Here is a 19,952-nt window from a genome sequence, read left to right as displayed (position 1 = left end):
ACCTCGTTTGGTGGTCAGCAATTATTAAATGGTGACTTTGGTACTAAAGCTTTCCAAGTTGGTGCCAATGCTAATGAAACAATTAACGTATCATTGAACAACATAGCTGCAGATAATCTAGGTCAGAATGCAATTAAAGGTGGTGGCACTGTATTCAATAATACGGTAGCCNTTTATCTGGTCCAAAAGGTAATACAACTGAAGATTTAAGTCTCATAAATGCCCAGGAAACAGCAGACGCAATCAATGCAGCGGCAACTGGTATAAAAGCTCAAACATCAGTGACAGCAACAATTACAGCGTTGTCATCAGCTGATACGGGCACACTGACTGTTGGTGAGAAAACTTTTGATTTATCATCATATAACGGAAGCGCGTCTGATTTAGCATCTGACCTTGGTAAAGCTGGGATAAACGCAACGTATGACGCTGATGCTGGTAGCATATTAATTGAAGAAACTGACGTAGCAGGTGTATTACTGGTTGGTGATGGTGCAAGTACTGCTGCATTAAACGGTACAGTTGGTAGTGCAACCGGTGCTGTAGTGAACTCTCAGGTTAATCTGACGTCATCAGATAAGTTTACTGTTGGTGCTACCGGTGGTGAGATAGCAACCGTAGGTAACTCTACATTAGATGAAGTAGCAAAAATTGATTTAAAAACAGCAGTAGGTTCTCAAGATGCACTTGCAGTTATTGATGCTGCATTAGCAGATATCGACTCGCAAAGAGCTGACTTAGGTGCTGTTCAAAACCGTTTTGACCACACAATTAGTAACTTGGCTAATATTTCTGAAAATGTATCTGCTTCACGTAGCCGTATTCAAGATACAGACTTTGCAACTGAAACTGCACAAATGACGAAGAACCAAATCTTGCAACAAGCGGGTACGTCAATCTTATCGCAAGCGAACCAGTTACCACAAACAGCACTTAGCTTATTAGGTTAATAAGTTAAAAGTTATAGCTTAATGGTTAGCTAACTAATACATAAAGTCAGTATTAGTATTTAAAAAAAGGAGGTGGCTTTAGCTACCTCCTTTTGTGGTTTAAGAATATAAACTAAGCTATTGTTGGTTTAATTAAGTACAAATAGGAATCTGTTATGAATACAATTACTTCAAACGCAGAAATTACAACATTACCGACTCCCATTGCTGGTGATGATAAGCAAGTAGGGCAAGCCGCTCGCTCTTTAACTGAGCGAGCGGTAGATGATGTAAAGCAAACGGAAGTGCTCAATCAACAAAAGCTACAGCAAAACCAATACAAAACTAACAATCAAGATGAAAAAGCTCAGCCGTTAGAGCGCGAACAGCTAGAACAAATGGCGCAACAATTGCAGGATTTTATGGGTGAAATGAACCGCAGCTTACAATTTAAAGTTGATGAAGATTCAGGCCGCGATGTTATTAAAGTCCTAGATAAAAACAGTGGCGAAGTTATTAAGCAATACCCTTCTGAGGAAGTATTAAGCCTAGTTTCTAAACTGTCTGAATCTGCTGGAATTTTGATCGACCAAACAGTTTAGTGAGTGGTTTCAATTACTAATACTAAGTTAGTTTATTTTTGAGTATTTAAGAGGTGAAGTATGTCTATTACATTTAATGGGTTAGGTTCTGGATTAGCAGTGTCAGATATTGTTGATGCGCTAGTTAATGCTGAACAAGCACCTGCTGAAGCTCGCTTAAATACTACAGAAAGTAAATTAACTACAGATATTTCTGCTGTTGGAGCGCTAAAGTCAGCGCTTGAAAAAGTACAAACCTCAATGGAAGCATTGGGTGATAGCGACAAATACCAACAACGCAGTACATCAGGTAATGATGATTTTATATCTATAAGTGCGGACCAAGATGCTCAACCAGGTGGTTATGATGTAAAAGTTAACAACTTAGCCACGGAGCATAAAATACTGTCGCAAGCTTTCGATGCTGATACAGCGGTAGGTCAGGGAACAATGACCCTAACCTCTGGTGATAATAGCTTTGATATTGAAGTATCAGATACTGCGACACTTAGTGAGATTCGTGATGCGATAAACGATAGCAACGATAACGACAGCATTAATGCGACTATCATTACTGATGATAGTGGCCAGCATTTGGTTATGTCCGCTAAAAATAGCGGTGCAGAAAATGAAATTAAAATAGAAATTGCTGATATTGATGGTAATAACACAGATGTAAATGGTCTTTCTCGTTTGGCATTTGACTCTGCTGGTGTGCAAAATACGAGTGAAATAATTGCAGCAACTGATGCATCAATTACCATTGATGGCTCGCTAACTGTAAGTAGTTCATCTAATGAATTTGCCGGAGTGATTGACGGTATTACAATAACTGCTAAAAAACCGCACGATACAGATGACGACATAAGCGACATATCAGTTACCGAAAATAATAATAATATAAAAGCTGGTTTAAATAGCTTCATTACTAGTTACAATGAGTTATTAGAGCTTAGTAATAATTTAGGTGCATCTGGTGAAAGTGGAGCCGGAGTAATGGCTGGTGACTCACTACTTCGTGGTGTTATGTCAAAGCTTCGTAGTGAAATAACTGAATCAGTTGATTTAGGCGATGGTAACTCGCTATCGCTTTCGCAGCTAGGTGTAGAAACAGACCGCTACGGTGTTTTAACCCTAAATACAGAAACACTAGATGAGCAAATAGATGCAGATGTAAATTTAGTGCAACAGTTTTTTGTAGGTGATGACGATGATGGCTTTGCACAGTCGTTTGATGAGCTAATGAGCTTTTATACAGACTCCGATGGTATTATTCAAAACCGAATTGACAGTAAAACAAATCAACTAGATGATTTAGATGATGATCGCTTGGACCTTGCCAGTAAAATGGAGTCGCTATCATCTCGACTATATGCTCAATATAATGCGATGGATTTATTAGTAGCGAGCCTTAATAACACCAGTAGTTATGTTCAAGCTCAGTTAGAGAACATGCCAGGCGTAGTTAGGCAATCAAATTAAGGGCTGAGTTAAAGGTATTACGAATCAATAAAAACCGCTAAGTTTAAACTTAGCGGTTTTTTATTGTGTATTGCTCTTTGATTCAAATAGTAAGATATAGCCATACATTTAGTTAAAATAAAGGTCGTTTATTAGGTCTGTTTACTAGGTGTTTTTATAAGCTTTAATGGCCTTACCAGACTTTTTATGTTTAATAATAGCTTTTGATGATTCGTTTTTTGCACTATTCGCTTTAACTAAAATGGTATTTATACGAAGCTGAATTAATTCTAATTGCTCTGTACTTGGACCTTCGCTACTTTCGCACCATTGCTTTAGTTCAACATTTAAAGTGTCTAAAAAAGGCTGAGCTTCGCCTGCGTTATCATCATTTACTAACACTTCAATATTACTAAGCAACGTTTGTATGAGCTCAGAGTAGTTCGTTAGTGGCTCTGAGTATGTTGGCGAGTCCATAATTTAAATTAAACCGCAGGGTTTCGTTGATCTAGCGGAATGTTATCCCAGCCTTCTTTAATTTCTTTAACAATACTTGATACTTCAATAATTGCTTCAATATCGTTGTTTATGTTCGCTTGCGTTAAACGGCGCTGGCAGTAATCGTAAAGTGCCAATAAATTGTTAGAAATACTAGGGTCTTGTTCTACTTCTAAATTAAGTGCGTCTTGCAGTGCACCAAATAATAAAACACAGGCCGAAATATTTTCACCTTTTTTTTGTATTTCTTTGCGCTCAATAAACCCTTTTGTTGCCGCTAAACGGCCGATAATATTACTGAATATAAGGTTTATTTGTTCGTAAGGAGCCATTTCGGCAATACTACTAGCACGAACTTGACCGTATTTTTTTACTGAGACATGAGCCATGGGAAAATCCTAAAATTTAAACGATAAAATTATGTGAAAGCTATTATAAAAACTTATATAAAAATCTAATAAAGCTTTTATACTTTTATAAGAACAAAGCAATATTAATGCCAAGCATTTTCACTTATTTATGTATCGGCATTTGTAACTTCAACTTAAATTTATAATTGAGTTTATTTACTAACAATAGCATTTTTATTGCCGAGTAAATTAATTTTTAAGGCTAAGTTGTATTTAGGTAATCGTTAAGTAATCGCTGAGTAATAACTAAGTTAAAACTACAACTCATACTTAATGATTAACTATTAAGTATGATTGACTTAACTAGCCCGTCTGTTTTTTGGCGTTTATGTCAAAAAACTNGCTCGCTAAATATGATCTTGATTTTAGATAATAATAACAACCGCGCAATAGGATTAAATGCTTCACTTGGCTTTATTGGTGAAGCTGCTCAACTATTAAGCGAAGACTGCTTTGAACAAGAATGCAAAAAATATCAGCAGCAAGAATGCATGATTATTTTAGGAGCGTTGCAATCACTTGACCACGAAAGCTTAATTAAACGCTATCCAACATTACCCTTTTTGTTAATTGGCGAAACGCTAAAACCACTATTAAGTATAGCTAATGTAGTGGGGCTTATTTGCGAGCCGTTTAATCACGAAGTGACCACTCAGTTACTTCACGATTGCCAGCAGTATCAGCGTATGCTGCCTAATGAGCATAAGCATAGTAAACCACATAAAATTTTTGATGGACTTGTTGGTGAAACAGAGGCCGTAAAAGATGTTCGCTTTTTAATTGAACAAGTGGCAAAAACCGATGCTAATGTTTTAATTTTAGGCGAATCAGGCACAGGTAAAGAAGTGGTTGCCCGTAATGTTCACTTGCTTTCAAAGCGTATTAATGGACCGTTTGTACCAGTTAACTGTGGTGCTATTCCGGCTGAGCTGCTCGAAAGTGAACTATTTGGCCACGAAAAAGGCGCGTTTACTGGTGCTATATCGGCGCGTAAAGGGCGGTTTGAACTAGCTCAAGGCGGGACGCTATTTTTAGATGAAATAGGCGATATGCCACTGCAAATGCAAGTTAAGTTGCTGCGAGTATTGCAAGAACGCAGTTATGAACGTGTTGGTGGTACAAAGGCGATTCAGGCTGATGTACGCGTTATTGCAGCCACGCATCGTAACCTAGAAACAATGATTGAAGAGGGCAGTTTTAGGGAAGATTTATATTATCGCTTAAATGTATTTCCTATCGAAAACCCATCGCTGAGTGAACGTGCTGATGATATTCCGCTGCTTTTAAAAGAGTTAATGCGCCGTGTTAACGACCAGACTGGTTCTACCGCTAAGTTTACTGAGCGCGCAGTTGAGAGCTTAAAAGAACATGCTTGGCCTGGTAATATTCGTGAGCTTGCTAACTTAGTGGAACGTATGGTTATTATGTTTCCTGAAAAAGTGGTTGATATTCCTGATTTACCTAACAAATATCGTTACATTGAAGTTGAAGCCTACGAGCCAGAATACCCTGAAGAGTTAATGGAAAAAGACGCCTTTAACGACATATTTAGCACCGGTTTTAGCGATTACGAAAGTGAGCCAGACGCTGAGTTTAGCCAAACGGGTAGTGGGCTATTGCCAGATGATGGTATTGAACTTAAAGATTATTTAGCCGAACTTGAAATTAGCTTAATTACCCAAGCGTTAGAGCGCTATGATTACGTTGTAGCTCGAGCTGCAGAGATATTGGGTGTACGCAGAACAACACTCGTTGAGAAAATGAAAAAGTATAATCTTTCAAGAGATTAAGGTTTAAAAGCAGCTGTCGGTGTTTAGTTATAAATTGGCCAAACACAGTAGATAAATAACCCCTCGTTTTGTAGGTGCGGTTTTATACCGCACTTTACTTAAAAAATATTAGCAAGAGCGCGAAGTAAATTCGCACCTACACGGCTTTTACTTTTGTTGTTACGCTGAGCTTGCTCGCGTGAAAAACGAAGGTAAATGAGAAACCATAGTCAACTTACGCTTTACTTCTCTAAAGCGCAGCGTCTCTTAACCTCTTTGTGAACTAATCACTTTTATGGTTATAAATCACTTACTCACTTAAAGCCTTAATAATTTCTTCTTTTCTAAAACAATCATTACTGTGATCGTTAACCATACCGCAGGCCTGCATATGAGCGTAAACCGTGGTTGGTCCTAAAAACTTAAACCCCCGTTTTTTTAAGTCTTTAGCAAATGCAGTTGATGCCTCTGTAATTGCTGGGTAGTCCTCAGCGTTATTTAAATTACTTATAATCGGTTTATTATCGACAAACTGCCATTGGTAGTTACTAAAGCTACCAAATTCTTTTTGTATTTCTATAAAGCGCTTTGCGTTGTTAACAGTTGCCGCAATTTTTAATCGGTTACGCACAATACCTTCATCAAGCATTAGTCTCTCAACGTCATCTTGTGTGAATTGTGCTACTTTATCTACATCAAAATTAGCAAATGCTTTTTTGTAACCGCTGCGTTTTTTTAAAATTGTGTACCAGCTTAAGCCGGCTTGCGCTGATTCAAGAGTGATAAATTCAAACAACTTTGTATCATCATAAAGGGGGACGCCCCATTCTTCATCATGGTAAATAACGTAGTCGGGTTTAGTGGTGTCGAGCCACGGGCAACGGCACTTTATTTGCTCACTCATTATTATTCCTTTTTGTGTGCGTCATTTTTATGTCGCTCAAATTATTGATGTAACTTAATGATAAGTATGTAAATAAATTTTGGTATAAATCGTGCATTTAGACATGTATCTACATCAATTCGAGATTTGATTATGGCCCTTGCTAGCGTGCTAAAACCACAGTTTTTTTCTGCAAATCAGTATAACCCATGTTTACTTCAAGAGGAGTACATTGGTGAATTAAGCGATCTGCGCAAGCAAGCAAGTTGGCTTTCGCATTTGGTTGATACCATGCCAGCAGGCGTGGTTGTACTTGATGGCAAAGGGTTGATTGCAAAAGCGAATCAAATAGCGATTGATATGCTTGGCGAGCCACTTGAAGGCGAACGCTGGTTTAATGTTATTCAGCGCTCTTTTAGGCCGCATCAAGATGATGGCCACGAAGTGTCTTTAAAAGACGGGCGCCTAATAAAGCTTGATATTACCGCTTTAGCACCAGAGCCTGGGCAACTTATTTTAATGACGGATTTAACCGAAACTCGCCGCTTACAAAAACGTGTTGCACATATGCAGCGATTAAGCGCGCTGGGTAAAATGGTTGCGTCACTGGCGCATCAAGTCCGTACACCGCTCTCAGCCGCTATGCTTTACGCCGCTAATTTAGGATCAAAGCGCTTACCCGAAGCATCTCGCGATAACTTTCAAACAAAGTTAATGTCGCGTTTAAAAGATTTAGAAACTCAAGTAAACGACATGCTGTTATTTGCTAAAAGTGGCGATCAGCAAGTTGTTGAGCAAGTTTCAATGCAGCAGCTTTTAACAGAAGTTAAAGCGGGCGCTGATGCGATGGTCGCACTTAATGAAAGTGAGCTGGATGTAAGCTTACCAGAGCCAGATATACAAATAGTCGGTAATAAAACGGCATTGGCCAGTGCTATTCAAAATCTTGTGCACAATAGTATTCAAGTTATTGGCAGCGGTGCAAAAGTAAAAATTAGCGCACAAAGAGATTTAAAAGATTTAGATATGGTTCGTATTAGTGTGAGCGACAATGGCCCAGGTGTTGATTTAAGCCAAAGCGATAAAATTTTTGAACCATTTTTTACTACCAAAAGTCAGGGCACAGGTTTAGGGCTTGCTGTAGTGAGTTCGGTGGCTAGTGCGCACCAAGGCCGTGTTGATGTGACCAATAATACGCATGGTGGTGCCTGCTTTAGTTTGTTACTGCCTATTAAGGCAACATCTAAACTAGAGGGGTCATTATGAGTAACACTATTTTAGTTGTCGAAGATGACGCTGGGCTTCGTGAAGCCTTAATAGATACCCTTGAAATGTCGGGTATTGAATGTGTTGCAGCCAACAGTGCTGAGCAAGCAATGTTACTGCTTAAAAAAGATCAATTTTCGCTTGTTGTAAGCGACGTGCAAATGGGCGCAATGAGTGGACTTGATTTACTACGCAGTATTAAATTAAACCACCCTGATTTACCTGTATTGATGATGACGGCCTACGCCACAATTGACGATGCGGTAGAAGCCATGCGCCTAGGTGCAATTGACTACATGGCTAAACCATTTGCACCTGAAGTGCTGTTAAATATGGTGAGCCGTTATTTGCCTGAAAAAGCAAAAGAAACCGACGGACCTATTGTTGCTGACCCAACTAGTATTCAATTATTGGAGCTTGCGAGTAAAGTAGCACGCTCTGATGCAAGTGTAATGGTACTTGGCCCAAGTGGTTCAGGTAAGGAAGTACTTGCGCGTTATATTCATGATAAGTCGAGCCGATGTAATGAGCCATTTGTGGCGATTAACTGCGCGGCTATTCCTGAAAATATGCTCGAAGCCACGTTATTTGGTTATGAAAAAGGGGCTTTTACGGGCGCGATTCAAGCATGTCCGGGTAAGTTTGAGCAAGCACAAGGCGGCACTATTTTACTTGATGAAATTACTGAGATGGACTTAGGGCTACAAGCTAAGCTGTTACGCGTACTGCAAGAACGTGAAGTTGAGCGTTTAGGGGGTCGTAAAACAATTCAGCTCGATGTACGTATTTTGGCAACCAGTAATCGTGATTTAAAAGAAGCTGTGTCTGAAAATCAGTTTAGAGAAGATTTATATTACAGGCTTAATGTTTTTCCACTAATGTGGCGACCATTGTGCCAACGCCCAGGCGATATTATTGTATTGGCTAAGCATTTAATTGAGCGCCATATAAGTAAAAGCAAAGAGCCTATGGCGTATTTAGATAAAGCTGCCGAGCAAAAGTTACTGGCTCACGCGTGGCCTGGTAATGTGCGCGAGCTTGATAACGTTATACAGCGTGCGCTTATACTGCGCACGGGTAACACAATAAACGAGCATGCTATTTTTATCGAAAACTTAGTATCTAATAACTTTGTTATGGAGCCATCATTGGCACCAGCGCAAACAGTATCGCCAACAGAATTAGCTCACGCAGATAAAGGCGTTGATAAAAGCACGCTAAGCTCTGCATATTATGATGAAAAATCACCTGTTGAGGTTGAACCTAAACAAGGTTTGCTAGCGGCAGATACCGGTAGCTATAAAGATGAGCTTAAAGACAAAGAGCATCGCATTATTTTAGAAACCCTTGCACGTTGCCAAGGTAAGCGTAAAGACGTTGCCGAAACGTTGGGTATAAGCCCGCGCACTTTACGTTATAAACTAGCGCAAATGCGCGATTTAGGTATTTCACTTCCTGCATAACCTCCTATAAACCCTAAGTTTGCAGTGCAAGCTTAGGGTCGTCAAAACTCTGACTAACACAAACTAAAGTTAACCTATTGTATTTTAATGATTAATTATTTGGCATGCTTTGTGCTTTATTACTTGTAAGAGTTCACTGCGTGTCAGAGATAAATTATGAAAATTCAAAACAGTGCTGTATTTCAAGAAATGCAATCAATGGCTTTAGAAGCCGGCCGTAATAATCAAATAAATAAATTGCCGACTCAAGTTCAACCTACTTCTACTTCCCAGTTTGGCGACATGCTAAGTGATGCACTAAATTCAGTGCACGGATTACAACAAGATGCCGCGCAAAAAGTAACAGCAGTTGAGATGGGTGATCGAAGTGTATCGCTTGCTGAAGCGATGATTGCTTCTCAAAAATCGTCAGTTGCTTTTGAGGCTACAGTACAGGTTCGTAATAAACTTGTTGAAGCTTATAAAGAAATCATGAACATGCCTGTTTAATTAGGTAGTGGAGAATTATTGTGGCGCAATCTAACCAATCTACAGACCTAGCACTTGCTGGTGGCGGTATTGACCAAAGTGGTGGTGATGATCAACAAGAACAAAAGTCAGGCTACTTAAGTGCTTTAAATGGTGTTGATGTATTGCGCCAAGTAACATTGGTTATAGCATTGGCTATTTGTTTAGCTATCGCGATTTTTATTATTATTTGGGCTCGTCAGCCAGATATGCGCCCGTTAGGCAAAATGCAAACTGAAGAGCTTATTCAAACGCTCGACTTTTTAGATGCGCAACAAATTGAATATCAACTAGATGGCAACGTTGTATCGGTTGATGAAAGCGAATACCAAAACATTAAGCTACTAATGACCCGCGAAGGGTTAGAGCAAGGGCCAGCGTCGGGCTCTGACATAATTATGCAAGATATGGGCTTTGGTGTAAGCCAACGCTTAGAGCGCGAACGCCTAAAACATGGCCGCGAGCAACAACTTGCCCGCACCATTGAAGAGCTTAATAATATTACTCGCGCTAAAGTATTGTTAGCCATTCCTAAAGAAAACGTATTTGCCCGCAGAGAAAAAAAACCATCAGCTACAGTTGTATTAACGCTTAAGCGTGGTCGCTCACTCGACCGTGAAGAAGTAGACTCTGTTGTTGATATGATTGCCTCGGCAGTACAGGGTTTAGAGCCAATGCGAGTTACTGTTACCGATCAAAATGGTCGATTACTAAATTCAGGTTCGCAAAGCTCATTAGCAGCACGCTCTCGTAAAGAATACGACTTAGAACGTAAGCGCGAACAAGAGTACCTTGAAAAAATAGACAGTATTTTAATACCGGTTGTAGGGCTTGCAAACTATACAGCCCAAGTTGATTTGAGCATGGACTTTAGCTCGATTGAGGAAACTCAAAAGCGTTATAACCCAGACCTACCAGCGGTTAGAAGCGAAACCACATTTGAAGAAAATAACATTGGCGGCCTAGCTGTTGGTATTCCAGGTGCGCTTACAAATCAGCCACCGTTAAATTCGAACATTCCTGAGGTTGCGGGGCAAGGTGGTGCAGGCACAGCTACGTCACCAACACGCAGCCACAAAGAAGCCACACGTAATTATGAACTCGACACTACAATTTCTCATAAGCGCCAGCAAAGTGGTGTAATACGTAGGATAAGCGTATCAGTTGCTGTTGACTACATTGCTAAAGTGGGAGAAAACGGTGAAACAACCATGACTCCACGCTCGGTAGAGGCATTGTCAAATATTCGTCGCTTACTACAAGGTGGTGTAGGTTTTGATATGCAACGTGGTGATGCACTTGAAGTCGTAACAGTGCCGTTTGTACGTGAAGAAACAAATTTAGCAATAGAAGTGCCACTGTGGGAACAAGACTGGTTTATGAAAATAGCCCGCCTTGTATTAGGCGCCTTAGTTATCATTGTATTGATAATGGCAGTAGTAAAACCAATGCTTAAACGCTTAATTTACCCAGACGATACACTAGAAGAATACGACGAAGATGCATTAAGTTCAGGCGTAGATATTGGCGACAATACGCTTGATATGCTAAATAAAGACTTTGATTCTGCTTCGGTTGGTTTCTCAAGTGATGGTACACTGCAGTTACCGGATTTACATGGCGACGAAGATTTACTTAAAGCAATTCGTGCCCTTGTAGCTAACGAACCAGAACTATCATCACAAGTAGTCAAAGCGTGGTTAACAGAAGATGACTGATCAAGAACAAAAACAACTCCCGCCAGCCTTTGATGTTGATAAGCTAGATGGGGTAGATAAAGCCGCTATATTACTTTTGAGTTTATCAGAAGAAGATGCCGCGCAAATCCTTAAACACTTAGAACCTAAACAGGTACAAAAAGTGGGTATGGCGATGGCCGGGTTACAGGACTTATCACAAGCTAAGATTAGCGCTGTACACAACTTGTTTATAGAACAAATTCAAAGCTTTAGTACCATTGGTTTTCAGTCAGAAGACTTTATTAAAAAAGCGCTTACAGCAGCACTTGGTGAAGACAAAGCCGCTAGCCTTATTGACCAAATTGTTATGGGCTCAGGCGCTAAAGGTTTGGATTCATTAAAATGGATGGACTCTAAGCAGGTAGCAAACATTATTCGTAATGAGCATCCGCAAATTCAAACCATTGTATTATCGTACTTAGAGCCAGAGCAGTCTGCTGAGATTATTGCTCAGTTCCCTGAAAAAGTGCGCTTAGATTTAACCATGCGTATTGCAAACCTTGAAGAAGTTCAGCCAGCAGCACTGCAAGAGCTAAACGAAATTATGGAAAAACAATTTGCCGGCCAAGCAGGTGCACAAGCCGCTAAAATGGGTGGCTTAAAAGCAGCTGCAGATATTATGAACTACCTAGATACCAACGTAGAAGGGCAGTTAATGGACTCTATTCGTGAACATGACGAAGAGATGTCGCAGCAAATTCAAGACTTAATGTTTGTGTTTGAAAACTTAATGGATGTTGAAGACCGCGGTATTCAAGCAATCCTACGAGAAGTACAACAAGACGTATTAATGAAAGCAATTAAGGGCACCGACGATGCGCTTAAAGACAAAATACTGGGCAATATGTCTAAGCGTGCAGCCGAAATGCTTGCTGATGATTTAGAAGCTATGGCACCGGTACGTATAAGCGAAGTAGAAGCGGCGCAAAAAGAGATTTTATCAACAGCGCGTCGTTTATCTGACTCAGGTGAAATTCAGCTGGGCGGCGGCGGTGGCGAGGAGTTCCTGTAAACCATGAGCAAACTCAAAGGACGCACACTTCGGGCTGATGAAGCAGATGAATTATTAAAAAACTGGGCTATTCCAGATGTAGCACCAGATGAGAGCAGCTTTGGCAATCGCTCTACGGCTTACGGCACACCGCTTAGTGAGCTGTACAAAAAAGAATTAGCCGAAGAAATGCCTATTGATGAACCACAAGAACCAGAACTCCCTGCGCTTACCATGGTTGAGCTTGAACGCATTAGACAAGACGCGTACGAAGAAGGCCTTAAGCAAGGTCATGAGCAAGGCTACATAGACGGTTTTGAAAAAGGCGTTGGCGAAGGTAAAGAAGCAGGCTACAAAGAAGGCTTAGAACAAGGTAAAACACAAGGCCTTGATGACGTAAAACCATTAATTGAAGAGCAGTTAACAAGTTTAAAAACCATTTTAGAGGGGTTAACTGCACCGCTAGATAAAGTGGACCAACAAGCCGAGAAGCAATTAGTACAACTTGCTAGCATGTTAGCTGAAGCTGTTATTTATCAAGAAGTAAAAACATCGCCTGATGTGATTTTACATACGTTAAAGCAAAGTATTGATTCACTTAATGCGGAGCAAGAAAAAGTACGAATCCATTTAAACCCCGAAGACTTAGAACTCATAAAAGAGAGCTACGGCGAACAAACCATTATTGATAATAACTGGCAATTAATGGCAGAGCCCACTCTTGAGCGCGGTGGCTGTGAAGTTAAAACAGCGCAATCGTCACTCGACATGACCCTTAAAACACGTGTCAAAGAAACGTTGGATAGTTTTTTGCATAATAGTGGTATCTAACTATTTTATTGGCGTGTTATGTCAACTCAACGTGCACCTTTAAGCGAACGCTTATCTCAATATAAACAACATATTAAAACCCCGGCGCCTGCTGTGGCAGGNGGTATTTTAACGCGTGTTGTTGGCCTTACCCTTGAGGCTTACGTGCACCCGTTGGGAGCCAATGTAAAATAGAAACTATGAACGGCTTTGTAGACGCCGAAATAGTCGGTTTTAACGATCAAACTTTGTACTTAATGCCTAACGACCACATCTCTGGTGTATTACCTGGTGCGCGTGTTATTCCTCAAGTAAATAATTTAGGTTTACCTGTAGGGATGAGTTTATTAGGCCGCGTGGTGGATGGTTTAGGGCGACCGCTAGATGGCCTTGGTAAAATTAATGCTGAGCATCATTTAAAGTTTGCGCAAAATACTATAAACCCGCTTTCAAGAAGACCAATCACTAAGCCTATGGATGTAGGTGTGCGTGCTATTAACTCGGTTATCACAGTAGGGCAAGGCCAGCGTATGGGCTTGTTTGCAGGCTCTGGTGTGGGTAAATCAGTACTTCTCGGTATGATGACCCGAGGTAGCGAAGCTGATGTCATTGTTGTTGGCTTAGTGGGGGAGCGTGGCCGCGAAGTAAAAGAATTTATTGAAGAAATACTCGGTGTAGAAGGGCGCAAACGCTCAGTAGTTGTTGCAGCGCCAGCTGATTCATCACCGCTTATGCGTTTAAAAGGCTGTGAGAGCGCCGTAACTATTGCAGAGTATTTTAGAGATCAGGGTTTAAACGTATTATTGTTACTCGATTCGGTAACGCGTTATGCAATGGCACAACGTGAAATTGCACTTGCTGTTGGCGAGCCGCCCGCTACAAAGGGTTATCCGCCTTCGGTGTTTGCTAAATTACCTGCGCTGGTGGAGCGTGCTGGTAATGGCGGTGAAGGGCAAGGTTCAATTACTGGCTTTTTTACGGTGTTGAGTGAAGGCGATGATATGCAAGACCCTATTGCTGATGCAGCGCGAGCTATATTAGATGGCCACATTGTACTATCGCGTGATTTAGCTGACAGTGGGCACTATCCCGCTATAGATATAGAAAAGTCGATTTCGCGTGTTATGCCTCAAGTTGTTTCTGAGCCGCATATGCAACAAGCCCGAGTGCTTAAACAAGTGTATTCAATGTATCAACAAAACAAAGACATGATTACCTTAGGCGCTTATCAAAAAGGGACCGATCAAATGCTCGACCAAGCTATAAATATGATGCCAAGAGTGAATGCATTTTTACAACAAGGTATGCGAGATGTCATTAGTTACGATGATGGTCTGCAAGGGCTTGCTCAGTTATTAGGACAAGCATAATGGCTAAAAACAAACTCGATTTATTGCTCAAAATTGAAAATGATAAAGAAGAAAATTTGCGCATGAGTTACTTACAAGCCAATCAAAACTTGCAAGCAAATCAACAAAAACTACAAGGTTTAAACAATTTTAGACTTGAATACTCTCAGCAGTTACACCTAAAAGGTAAGTCGGGTTTATCCAGCGCCGGGTTTGGGCAGTACCATGCTTTTATAGCTAAAATTGAAGAGGCAATTCGCCAACAAGCAAGTACCGTAAATACCGCTAAGCAAGTTGTTACTCAACGTAAAACTCTATGGCTTAAGCAGCAAATTAAAGCTAAAGCAGTTGCCAAACTAATCGAAAATCAAAAACTCAAAGCAAATGCGTTAATGGCAAAAAATGAGCAAAAAATGTTAGATGAATTTTCAGCTAATCAGTTTTTTCAACGTCGCAAAGCTTTGTAATTCAGGCACGTTAATTGCTTTGTTACTTAGTGGAATTCAACTTTTGGCGGTATGCGGTTGCATATTGCCGTAATGGTATTAGGTGATTTATGGCGATGAATAACATTTCGTTTTTAGTTTCTTCTGAAAAAGATTCACTGTTAGCTTTTAAAGACAATAGCTTAGCTAATAGCGAAGAAAATTTAGGCGATGAATTTTTAAGTCAGCTAAACGAAGCGCATAACTCTATGGAGCCTTTGCTTAAAGGCAATAAAAATCCCGATGCCGAAAACTCGATTGCTATACCTAAGCATAAACAGCCAGAAGAAAATGAAAATCTGAGCGTAAAGCTAGATGAAGTAACAACAGATGAAGTTACTTTTGTGTCTGTTGAGATGCTTGATCAAATTAATTCAGCACAAGCAATGAGCACTTCGGTCAATAAGCCGTTCGATGCAACTAACAGTTCAGAATCAGAAAATGCAGAGCTAGAAGCTACACAAGCAGAGAATACCGAAATAGAAAACACAGAAATAGAGAATTCAGAATTACAAAGCACACCAATAATTGCATCCACTAATACAAGTGATGAAGTATCGACTGAAGAAGCGAATACAGCCAGTGTAGTGCAAAATCCAATTGCCACTAATGTAGACTCTAAAACGGCTAAATTAACTGATTCAAAAAGCGATAACTTTAGCTCACCATCTTTGAATTCGTTACCATTAAATGAAGGCAAACATCGTAAAAGTGGTGTTGCTGAAGCTATTGAAGGGCCATTAAATTCTATAAATAAAAAGCCCGATGACAGCATTGGCCCTATATTAGAAAAACCTGAAGTTGCATCAATGAGTTTTAAAGAGCAGCTAGGACAAAATAAGTCTGCTGATAAAAATAATATAGTTTTGCCAACACTCACCGACAGAGCGGGCGTTACTCAGTCTTCTTTAGCCGCAACTGAAGCTGATAATAATGCAGCAATAGATACGTTAATGACTAAAGATGCGAGCTTAATTAAAGCTAATAATGTTATTGCTAGTTTAACGCCTGAGCAGCGCTCACAACTTAACGCGCAAGTTAAGGCATTAGAAAATACTGATTCAACCAGTAACGCAACTAGTAGCATTTCAAATCTTAAGCAAATGCTTGCGCAATTTATTACTGATAACGAAAAAACGCAGAGCACGGTAACAAAACACTCTTTTAGCGCAGAAATCAATTCACTTAATACAACTGAAAAACAAAGCTTATTAACGCAATTAAACGCTTATATTAAAACAGAGCAGCCTAAAGGCGAGCAATTGGCAGTGCTTAAGCAAACAGTTAATGAATTAAAAGCTTCAATTGAAATAGGACTTGCCGATACCGCTAAGACCGACTCAAAAACGTTTGTAGCGTCAGAGACTCCTAATACAGTATATAATCCACAAAAGTTAAGCTTAAAGACATCGACAAACGAAGGGGCTGATTTAAATAAAGCCGTAACAACCTCAACTAAGGGTGATGATTTATTAAAATCACTTGAAGAATTACAAAAAGATGGCCTTAAAAAAATAACTGCAGAACAAACTCCTGTACGCGTGGCACAAGTATTTACACAAATCACAGCTGCTTTAAATACTCAGCAAACGAGCACATTAAGCCAATACGACTCATTAAGTTACGAGCAGAGCTTACTTGATACCCAAATAATACAAACTCAACAATTACAAAGTACATCGCAAGTTAAGCAAGTAAGTATTGATCCTGGTGTAATGCAGGCAATTAATATTGTTAAAAGTGATGCAGCTAAATTACTGCAAGAGCGCGTTAGCTCAATGCTGAGCATTAATAATAAAGAAGCAGAAATTCGCCTAGATCCTCCCGAAATGGGCAGTATGCAAATACGTATTCGTAGCGATGCAGAACAAGCGCATATAAACTTTGTAGTACAAAACCAGCAAGCCAAAGAAGCACTTGAACAATCAATGCCGCGCTTACGTGAAATGTTAGCGCAACAAGGATTAGAGCTTGGTGAAAGTACTATTTCTTATGGGCAATCAGGTGGTGAAACTGCCGAGCAAAGTGAGAGTGGACCCCAAGGTAATATGGCTAATAATAAGTCAGTTAATGATGAAAACGACGAGCAAGCAAATAACACTGCACAAAGTTCTCGACAACAAACTTCATCATCAATAGATTACTATGCCTAAGTGCTGCTATTATAATAACTAAAACAAGCAAGTACCTTTGCGATTAAAGGAATCATGATGGCTGAAGAAACAAGTTTAGAAATTGAAGAAACCGGTAAAAGCAAAAAGAAACTAATAATAATCATAGTAGCTGTACTACTTATTGTAGGCGGTGCTGCAGGTTACTTTTTTATGTCGGGTTCGGATGCGCCAGTTGAAACCTTAGATGAAGAGACTGCGATGTCAGCAGATGCACCTTCTGCTGCAGTTGGTGATTCAGCTGAAATAGGCAGTGCTTTATATGTGTCAATGCCACGCCCATTTGTATTTAACGTTCCCGGTTCAAGTCGCGACAGAATTGTGCAAATTAAAGTACAGTTACTAGTACGTGGCGAAGTAAATGAAGAAACAGCCAAAAAACACATTCCACTAATAGAAGGGACGCTACTAAGCGTGTTTTCTACTACAACTGCTGATGAGTTAAGTACGAGCTCAGGTAAAGAAACACTTCGTTTTTCTGCACTTGAAAAGGTACAAAAAGCCTTAATGGATGTTGAAGGCAGCAAAGTAATTGAGCGGGTATTGTTTACCGGCTTTGTGATGCAATAAGGGGTTAGCGTGAGCGATTTATTATCCCAAGACGAAATTGATGCGCTATTGCATGGTGTTGATGACGTTGAAGAGGAAGATATACACGACGGTGAAGATGGCGGGGGAAGTACGCTTCAGTACGATTTTTCTTCGCAAGATCGGATCGTGCGTGGTCGTATGCCGACGCTGGAAATTGTTAATGAACGCTTTGCTCGTCATATGCGAATTAGCCTATTTAACATGATGCGCCGCACCGCAGAGGTGTCTATTAACGGCGTGCAAATGATTAAGTTTGGCGAGTATATTCATACTTTATTTGTTCCAACCAGTTTAAATATGGTGCGTTTTAGACCTTTAAAAGGCACTGGCTTGATTACCATGGAAGCACGACTTGTGTTTATATTGGTAGATAACTTTTTTGGTGGTGACGGGCGTTATCATGCAAAAATAGAAGGCCGAGAATTTACCCCAACAGAGCGCCGAATTGTACAAATGCTCCTTAAAATAATCTTTGAAGATTATAAAGAAGCTTGGGCACCGGTTATGGATGTATCGTTTGAATATCTCGATTCTGAAGTAAACCCAGCTATGGCTAATATTGTAAGCCCAACTGAGGTTGTGGTTATTAGTTCTTTCCATATTGAGCTCGATGGTGGCGGTGGCGATTTTCATATTGCACTTCCGTATTCAATGCTTGAGCCAATTCGAGAGCTGTTAGATGCGGGTGTTCAGTCTGATACTGAAGATACTGATTTACGTTGGAGCAAAGCGCTTCGCGATGAAATAATGGATGTAGAGGTTGAAATATCAACTCAGTTACTTGAAGTTGATTTAACCTTAAAACAAATTATGGAACTCAAAGCCGGTGATATTATTCCGGTTGAAATGCCTGAGCATATAACCGTATTTGTTGAAGAACTACCTACATTTAGAGCCAAAATGGGTCGCTCTCGCGATAATGTTGCGCTTCAAATTAGTGAAAAAATTAAACGACCTGATTCAGTTAAATCTGAGCTGCATGTATTTACCAAAGGCGGCAAGAAAATTGACTCAGATGCAGAATTAGCAGAACTAGAAGATGATTTACACCTCTCTGACGGTGTAGACTTAGACTGGTAATTGATTAAAAGGTTAAAAGTATGAGCGATGATCAAGACACAATGGATGAATGGGCAGCAGCATTAGCAGAAGCCGAAGCTCCAGATGATAGTAGCGAAGCACATGTTGCAGAGCTTGATGAGTTAAGTGATTCAAAACACGAAATGAGTGGCGATGAAAAACGAAAACTCGACACTATTTTAGATATCCCCGTTACTATTTCAATGGAAGTAGGACGCTCTAAAATTAATATTCGTAACTTATTGCAACTTAACCAAGGCTCTGTTGTTGAGCTTGACCGTGTTGCGGGCGAGCCGCTAGACGTGCTAGTTAACGGTACTTTGATAGCCCATGGTGAAGTAGTTGTAGTAAACGACAAGTTTGGTATTCGCTTAACTGACGTGATAAGCCAAGTAGAGCGGATCAAAAAACTACGATGAGCTTATTAATTGCTTTAACGAGTTCCGTTTTTTCAAAAGCAGATGTGGCAACACCCACTGGAGATATACTCTCTATGGTGCTGTCGCTTGTAATGGTGCTAGTACTGATTATTGTGCTGGCATTTTTTGTTAAAAAGCTTAATCCAAATTTAGCAAACAGCGATGAATTTAAAGTAGTCAGAAGTCTACCTTTGGGTTCTCGCGAGCGTTTAATGGTTGTTGAGATAGATAATGCTCAGCATTTACTTGGTGTAACTCCCCACAGTATTAATTACTTACACAAGTTAGAAACCCCATTAAGTGAAAAAGAACTACCTGAACTCGCTAAACGATTTGGTAAACTTTTAAACCCGCAATCAAACCAAAATAAAAAGAATTAAACCTATGACAAAGTGGCTGCTTATTATTTTTGCCATGGTGTTTGTACCAAGTGTAAGCGCAGAAGGAATTGATGCGCTTACTATTACAACAAACGCTGATGGCACACAGGATTACTCAGTAACGTTACAAGTTTTAGCAATTATGACGGCGCTGAGTTTTATACCGGCTG

General features: G+C 40.1%; 19 protein-coding genes and 2 pseudogenes. 18 read left to right on the top strand and 3 right to left on the bottom strand.

Annotation, left to right across the window (positions count from 1 at the left end; all coding sequences use genetic code 11):
- The first annotated feature begins 281 nt into the window (after positions 1-281).
- The 3 genes from L654_RS1000000128625 (at position 282) to fliD (ending at position 2,992) form a co-directional block, all read left to right on the top strand.
- Positions 282-950, top strand: coding sequence for a flagellin (locus L654_RS1000000128625; RefSeq protein WP_050582300.1), 669 nt, complete (start codon positions 282-284; stop codon positions 948-950).
- 155 nt (positions 951-1,105) lie between these two features.
- A complete protein-coding gene (locus L654_RS0112620) occupies positions 1,106-1,531 on the top strand; it encodes a flagellar protein FlaG (protein ID WP_024608176.1) in 426 nt (141 codons plus the stop codon).
- A gap of 60 nt (positions 1,532-1,591) precedes the next feature.
- Positions 1,592-2,992, top strand: a complete 1,401-nt coding sequence (fliD, locus tag L654_RS0112615; protein ID WP_024608175.1) for a flagellar filament capping protein FliD — start codon at positions 1,592-1,594, stop codon at positions 2,990-2,992.
- A 144-nt stretch (positions 2,993-3,136) separates the two neighbouring features.
- On the opposite strand, the gene L654_RS0112610 is transcribed toward fliD, so the two are convergent.
- Both L654_RS0112610 and fliS read right to left on the bottom strand, forming a co-directional pair.
- Positions 3,137-3,448: a hypothetical protein gene (locus L654_RS0112610; RefSeq protein WP_024608174.1), complete on the bottom strand. Its 312-nt coding sequence runs from the start codon at positions 3,446-3,448 to the stop codon at positions 3,137-3,139.
- 8 nt (positions 3,449-3,456) lie between these two features.
- Complete coding sequence (gene fliS, locus L654_RS0112605; RefSeq protein WP_024608173.1) at positions 3,457-3,858, bottom strand: flagellar export chaperone FliS; 402 nt, start codon at positions 3,856-3,858, stop codon at positions 3,457-3,459.
- 374 nt (positions 3,859-4,232) lie between these two features.
- On the opposite strand from fliS, the gene L654_RS0112600 reads away from it, so the two are divergent.
- Positions 4,233-5,669 (top strand): sigma-54-dependent Fis family transcriptional regulator, encoded by a 1,437-nt coding sequence (locus tag L654_RS0112600; protein WP_024608172.1) that lies wholly within the window; start codon positions 4,233-4,235, stop codon positions 5,667-5,669.
- Positions 5,670-5,958: 289 nt separating this feature from the next.
- Here the strand turns inward: L654_RS0112600 and L654_RS0112595 are convergent, their stop codons facing one another.
- Complete coding sequence (locus tag L654_RS0112595) at positions 5,959-6,552, bottom strand: DNA-3-methyladenine glycosylase I (protein ID WP_024608171.1); 594 nt, start codon at positions 6,550-6,552, stop codon at positions 5,959-5,961.
- 132 nt (positions 6,553-6,684) lie between these two features.
- Here L654_RS0112595 and L654_RS0112590 point away from each other — a divergent pair, with 132 nt between their 5' ends.
- The 14 genes and pseudogenes from L654_RS0112590 to L654_RS0112525 all read left to right on the top strand — a co-directional run.
- On the top strand, positions 6,685-7,797 hold the full coding sequence (locus tag L654_RS0112590; protein ID WP_024608170.1) for an ATP-binding protein: 1,113 nt from the start codon (positions 6,685-6,687) through the stop codon (positions 7,795-7,797).
- Positions 7,794-9,260, top strand: coding sequence for a sigma-54 dependent transcriptional regulator (locus L654_RS0112585; protein WP_024608169.1), 1,467 nt, complete (start codon positions 7,794-7,796; stop codon positions 9,258-9,260). The genes L654_RS0112590 and L654_RS0112585 overlap by 4 nt, the downstream gene beginning before the upstream one ends.
- 156 nt (positions 9,261-9,416) lie before the next feature.
- A complete protein-coding gene (fliE, locus tag L654_RS0112580; protein ID WP_007581879.1) occupies positions 9,417-9,749 on the top strand; it encodes a flagellar hook-basal body complex protein FliE in 333 nt (110 codons plus the stop codon).
- 20 nt (positions 9,750-9,769) lie between these two features.
- Positions 9,770-11,485: a flagellar basal-body MS-ring/collar protein FliF gene (gene fliF, locus L654_RS0112575; protein WP_007581880.1), complete on the top strand. Its 1,716-nt coding sequence runs from the start codon at positions 9,770-9,772 to the stop codon at positions 11,483-11,485.
- Positions 11,478-12,518, top strand: coding sequence for a flagellar motor switch protein FliG (gene fliG, locus L654_RS0112570; RefSeq protein ID WP_007581881.1), 1,041 nt, complete (start codon positions 11,478-11,480; stop codon positions 12,516-12,518). The genes fliF and fliG overlap by 8 nt, the downstream gene beginning before the upstream one ends.
- A 3-nt stretch (positions 12,519-12,521) precedes the next feature.
- Entirely contained in the window at positions 12,522-13,328 is an 807-nt protein-coding gene (fliH, locus tag L654_RS0112565; RefSeq protein ID WP_024608168.1) for a flagellar assembly protein FliH, read from the top strand.
- Positions 13,329-13,346: 18 nt separating this feature from the next.
- Positions 13,347-14,677, top strand: a pseudogene (fliI, locus tag L654_RS01000000126035) (flagellar protein export ATPase FliI).
- Positions 14,677-15,123, top strand: coding sequence for a flagellar export protein FliJ (gene fliJ, locus L654_RS0112555; protein WP_002959337.1), 447 nt, complete (start codon positions 14,677-14,679; stop codon positions 15,121-15,123). Before fliI ends, fliJ begins: the two are co-directional and overlap by 1 nt.
- Positions 15,124-15,212: 89 nt before the next feature.
- A complete protein-coding gene (locus L654_RS0112550; protein WP_029753598.1) occupies positions 15,213-17,294 on the top strand; it encodes a flagellar hook-length control protein FliK in 2,082 nt (693 codons plus the stop codon).
- A gap of 57 nt (positions 17,295-17,351) precedes the next feature.
- Entirely contained in the window at positions 17,352-17,882 is a 531-nt protein-coding gene (gene fliL, locus L654_RS0112545) for a flagellar basal body-associated protein FliL (protein WP_007585800.1), read from the top strand.
- Positions 17,883-17,891: 9 nt separating this feature from the next.
- Complete coding sequence (gene fliM / locus L654_RS0112540; RefSeq protein WP_024608166.1) at positions 17,892-18,983, top strand: flagellar motor switch protein FliM; 1,092 nt, start codon at positions 17,892-17,894, stop codon at positions 18,981-18,983.
- 20 nt (positions 18,984-19,003) lie between these two features.
- Complete coding sequence (fliN, locus tag L654_RS0112535) at positions 19,004-19,402, top strand: flagellar motor switch protein FliN (RefSeq protein WP_007585803.1); 399 nt, start codon at positions 19,004-19,006, stop codon at positions 19,400-19,402.
- Positions 19,399-19,782 (top strand): flagellar biosynthetic protein FliO, encoded by a 384-nt coding sequence (gene fliO, locus L654_RS0112530; RefSeq protein ID WP_010553903.1) that lies wholly within the window; start codon positions 19,399-19,401, stop codon positions 19,780-19,782. Before fliN ends, fliO begins: the two co-directional genes overlap by 4 nt.
- A 4-nt stretch (positions 19,783-19,786) precedes the next feature.
- Positions 19,787-19,952: pseudogene (locus tag L654_RS0112525) on the top strand (flagellar biosynthetic protein FliP); the annotation flags it as partial.

The organism is Pseudoalteromonas sp. TAB23, from assembly GCF_000498075.1.
GTDB lineage: Bacteria > Pseudomonadota > Gammaproteobacteria > Enterobacterales > Alteromonadaceae > Pseudoalteromonas > Pseudoalteromonas arctica.
The sequence above is the reverse complement of the archived record's forward strand: the minus strand, read 5'-3'. Positions and strand labels throughout refer to the sequence as shown.

What these genes read in the sequence shown, in the direction of transcription:
- fliD (WP_024608175.1), top strand. Translation starts at nt 1,592, where the DNA reads ATGTCTATTACATTTAATGGGTTAGGTTCTGGATTAGCAGTGTCAGAT.
- L654_RS0112550 (WP_029753598.1), top strand. Translation starts at nt 15,213, where the DNA reads ATGGCGATGAATAACATTTCGTTTTTAGTTTCTTCTGAAAAAGATTCA.
- L654_RS0112590 (WP_024608170.1), top strand. Translation starts at nt 6,685, where the DNA reads ATGGCCCTTGCTAGCGTGCTAAAACCACAGTTTTTTTCTGCAAATCAG.
- fliE (WP_007581879.1), top strand. Translation starts at nt 9,417, where the DNA reads ATGAAAATTCAAAACAGTGCTGTATTTCAAGAAATGCAATCAATGGCT.
- L654_RS0112600 (WP_024608172.1), top strand. Translation starts at nt 4,233, where the DNA reads ATGATCTTGATTTTAGATAATAATAACAACCGCGCAATAGGATTAAAT.
- fliL (WP_007585800.1), top strand. Translation starts at nt 17,352, where the DNA reads ATGGCTGAAGAAACAAGTTTAGAAATTGAAGAAACCGGTAAAAGCAAA.
- fliN (WP_007585803.1), top strand. Translation starts at nt 19,004, where the DNA reads ATGAGCGATGATCAAGACACAATGGATGAATGGGCAGCAGCATTAGCA.
- fliO (WP_010553903.1), top strand. Translation starts at nt 19,399, where the DNA reads ATGAGCTTATTAATTGCTTTAACGAGTTCCGTTTTTTCAAAAGCAGAT.
- fliH (WP_024608168.1), top strand. Translation starts at nt 12,522, where the DNA reads ATGAGCAAACTCAAAGGACGCACACTTCGGGCTGATGAAGCAGATGAA.
- L654_RS0112620 (WP_024608176.1), top strand. Translation starts at nt 1,106, where the DNA reads ATGAATACAATTACTTCAAACGCAGAAATTACAACATTACCGACTCCC.
- L654_RS0112595 (WP_024608171.1), bottom strand. Translation starts at nt 6,552, where the DNA reads ATGAGTGAGCAAATAAAGTGCCGTTGCCCGTGGCTCGACACCACTAAA.
- L654_RS0112585 (WP_024608169.1), top strand. Translation starts at nt 7,794, where the DNA reads ATGAGTAACACTATTTTAGTTGTCGAAGATGACGCTGGGCTTCGTGAA.
- fliG (WP_007581881.1), top strand. Translation starts at nt 11,478, where the DNA reads ATGACTGATCAAGAACAAAAACAACTCCCGCCAGCCTTTGATGTTGAT.
- fliJ (WP_002959337.1), top strand. Translation starts at nt 14,677, where the DNA reads ATGGCTAAAAACAAACTCGATTTATTGCTCAAAATTGAAAATGATAAA.
- L654_RS0112610 (WP_024608174.1), bottom strand. Translation starts at nt 3,448, where the DNA reads ATGGACTCGCCAACATACTCAGAGCCACTAACGAACTACTCTGAGCTC.
- fliS (WP_024608173.1), bottom strand. Translation starts at nt 3,858, where the DNA reads ATGGCTCATGTCTCAGTAAAAAAATACGGTCAAGTTCGTGCTAGTAGT.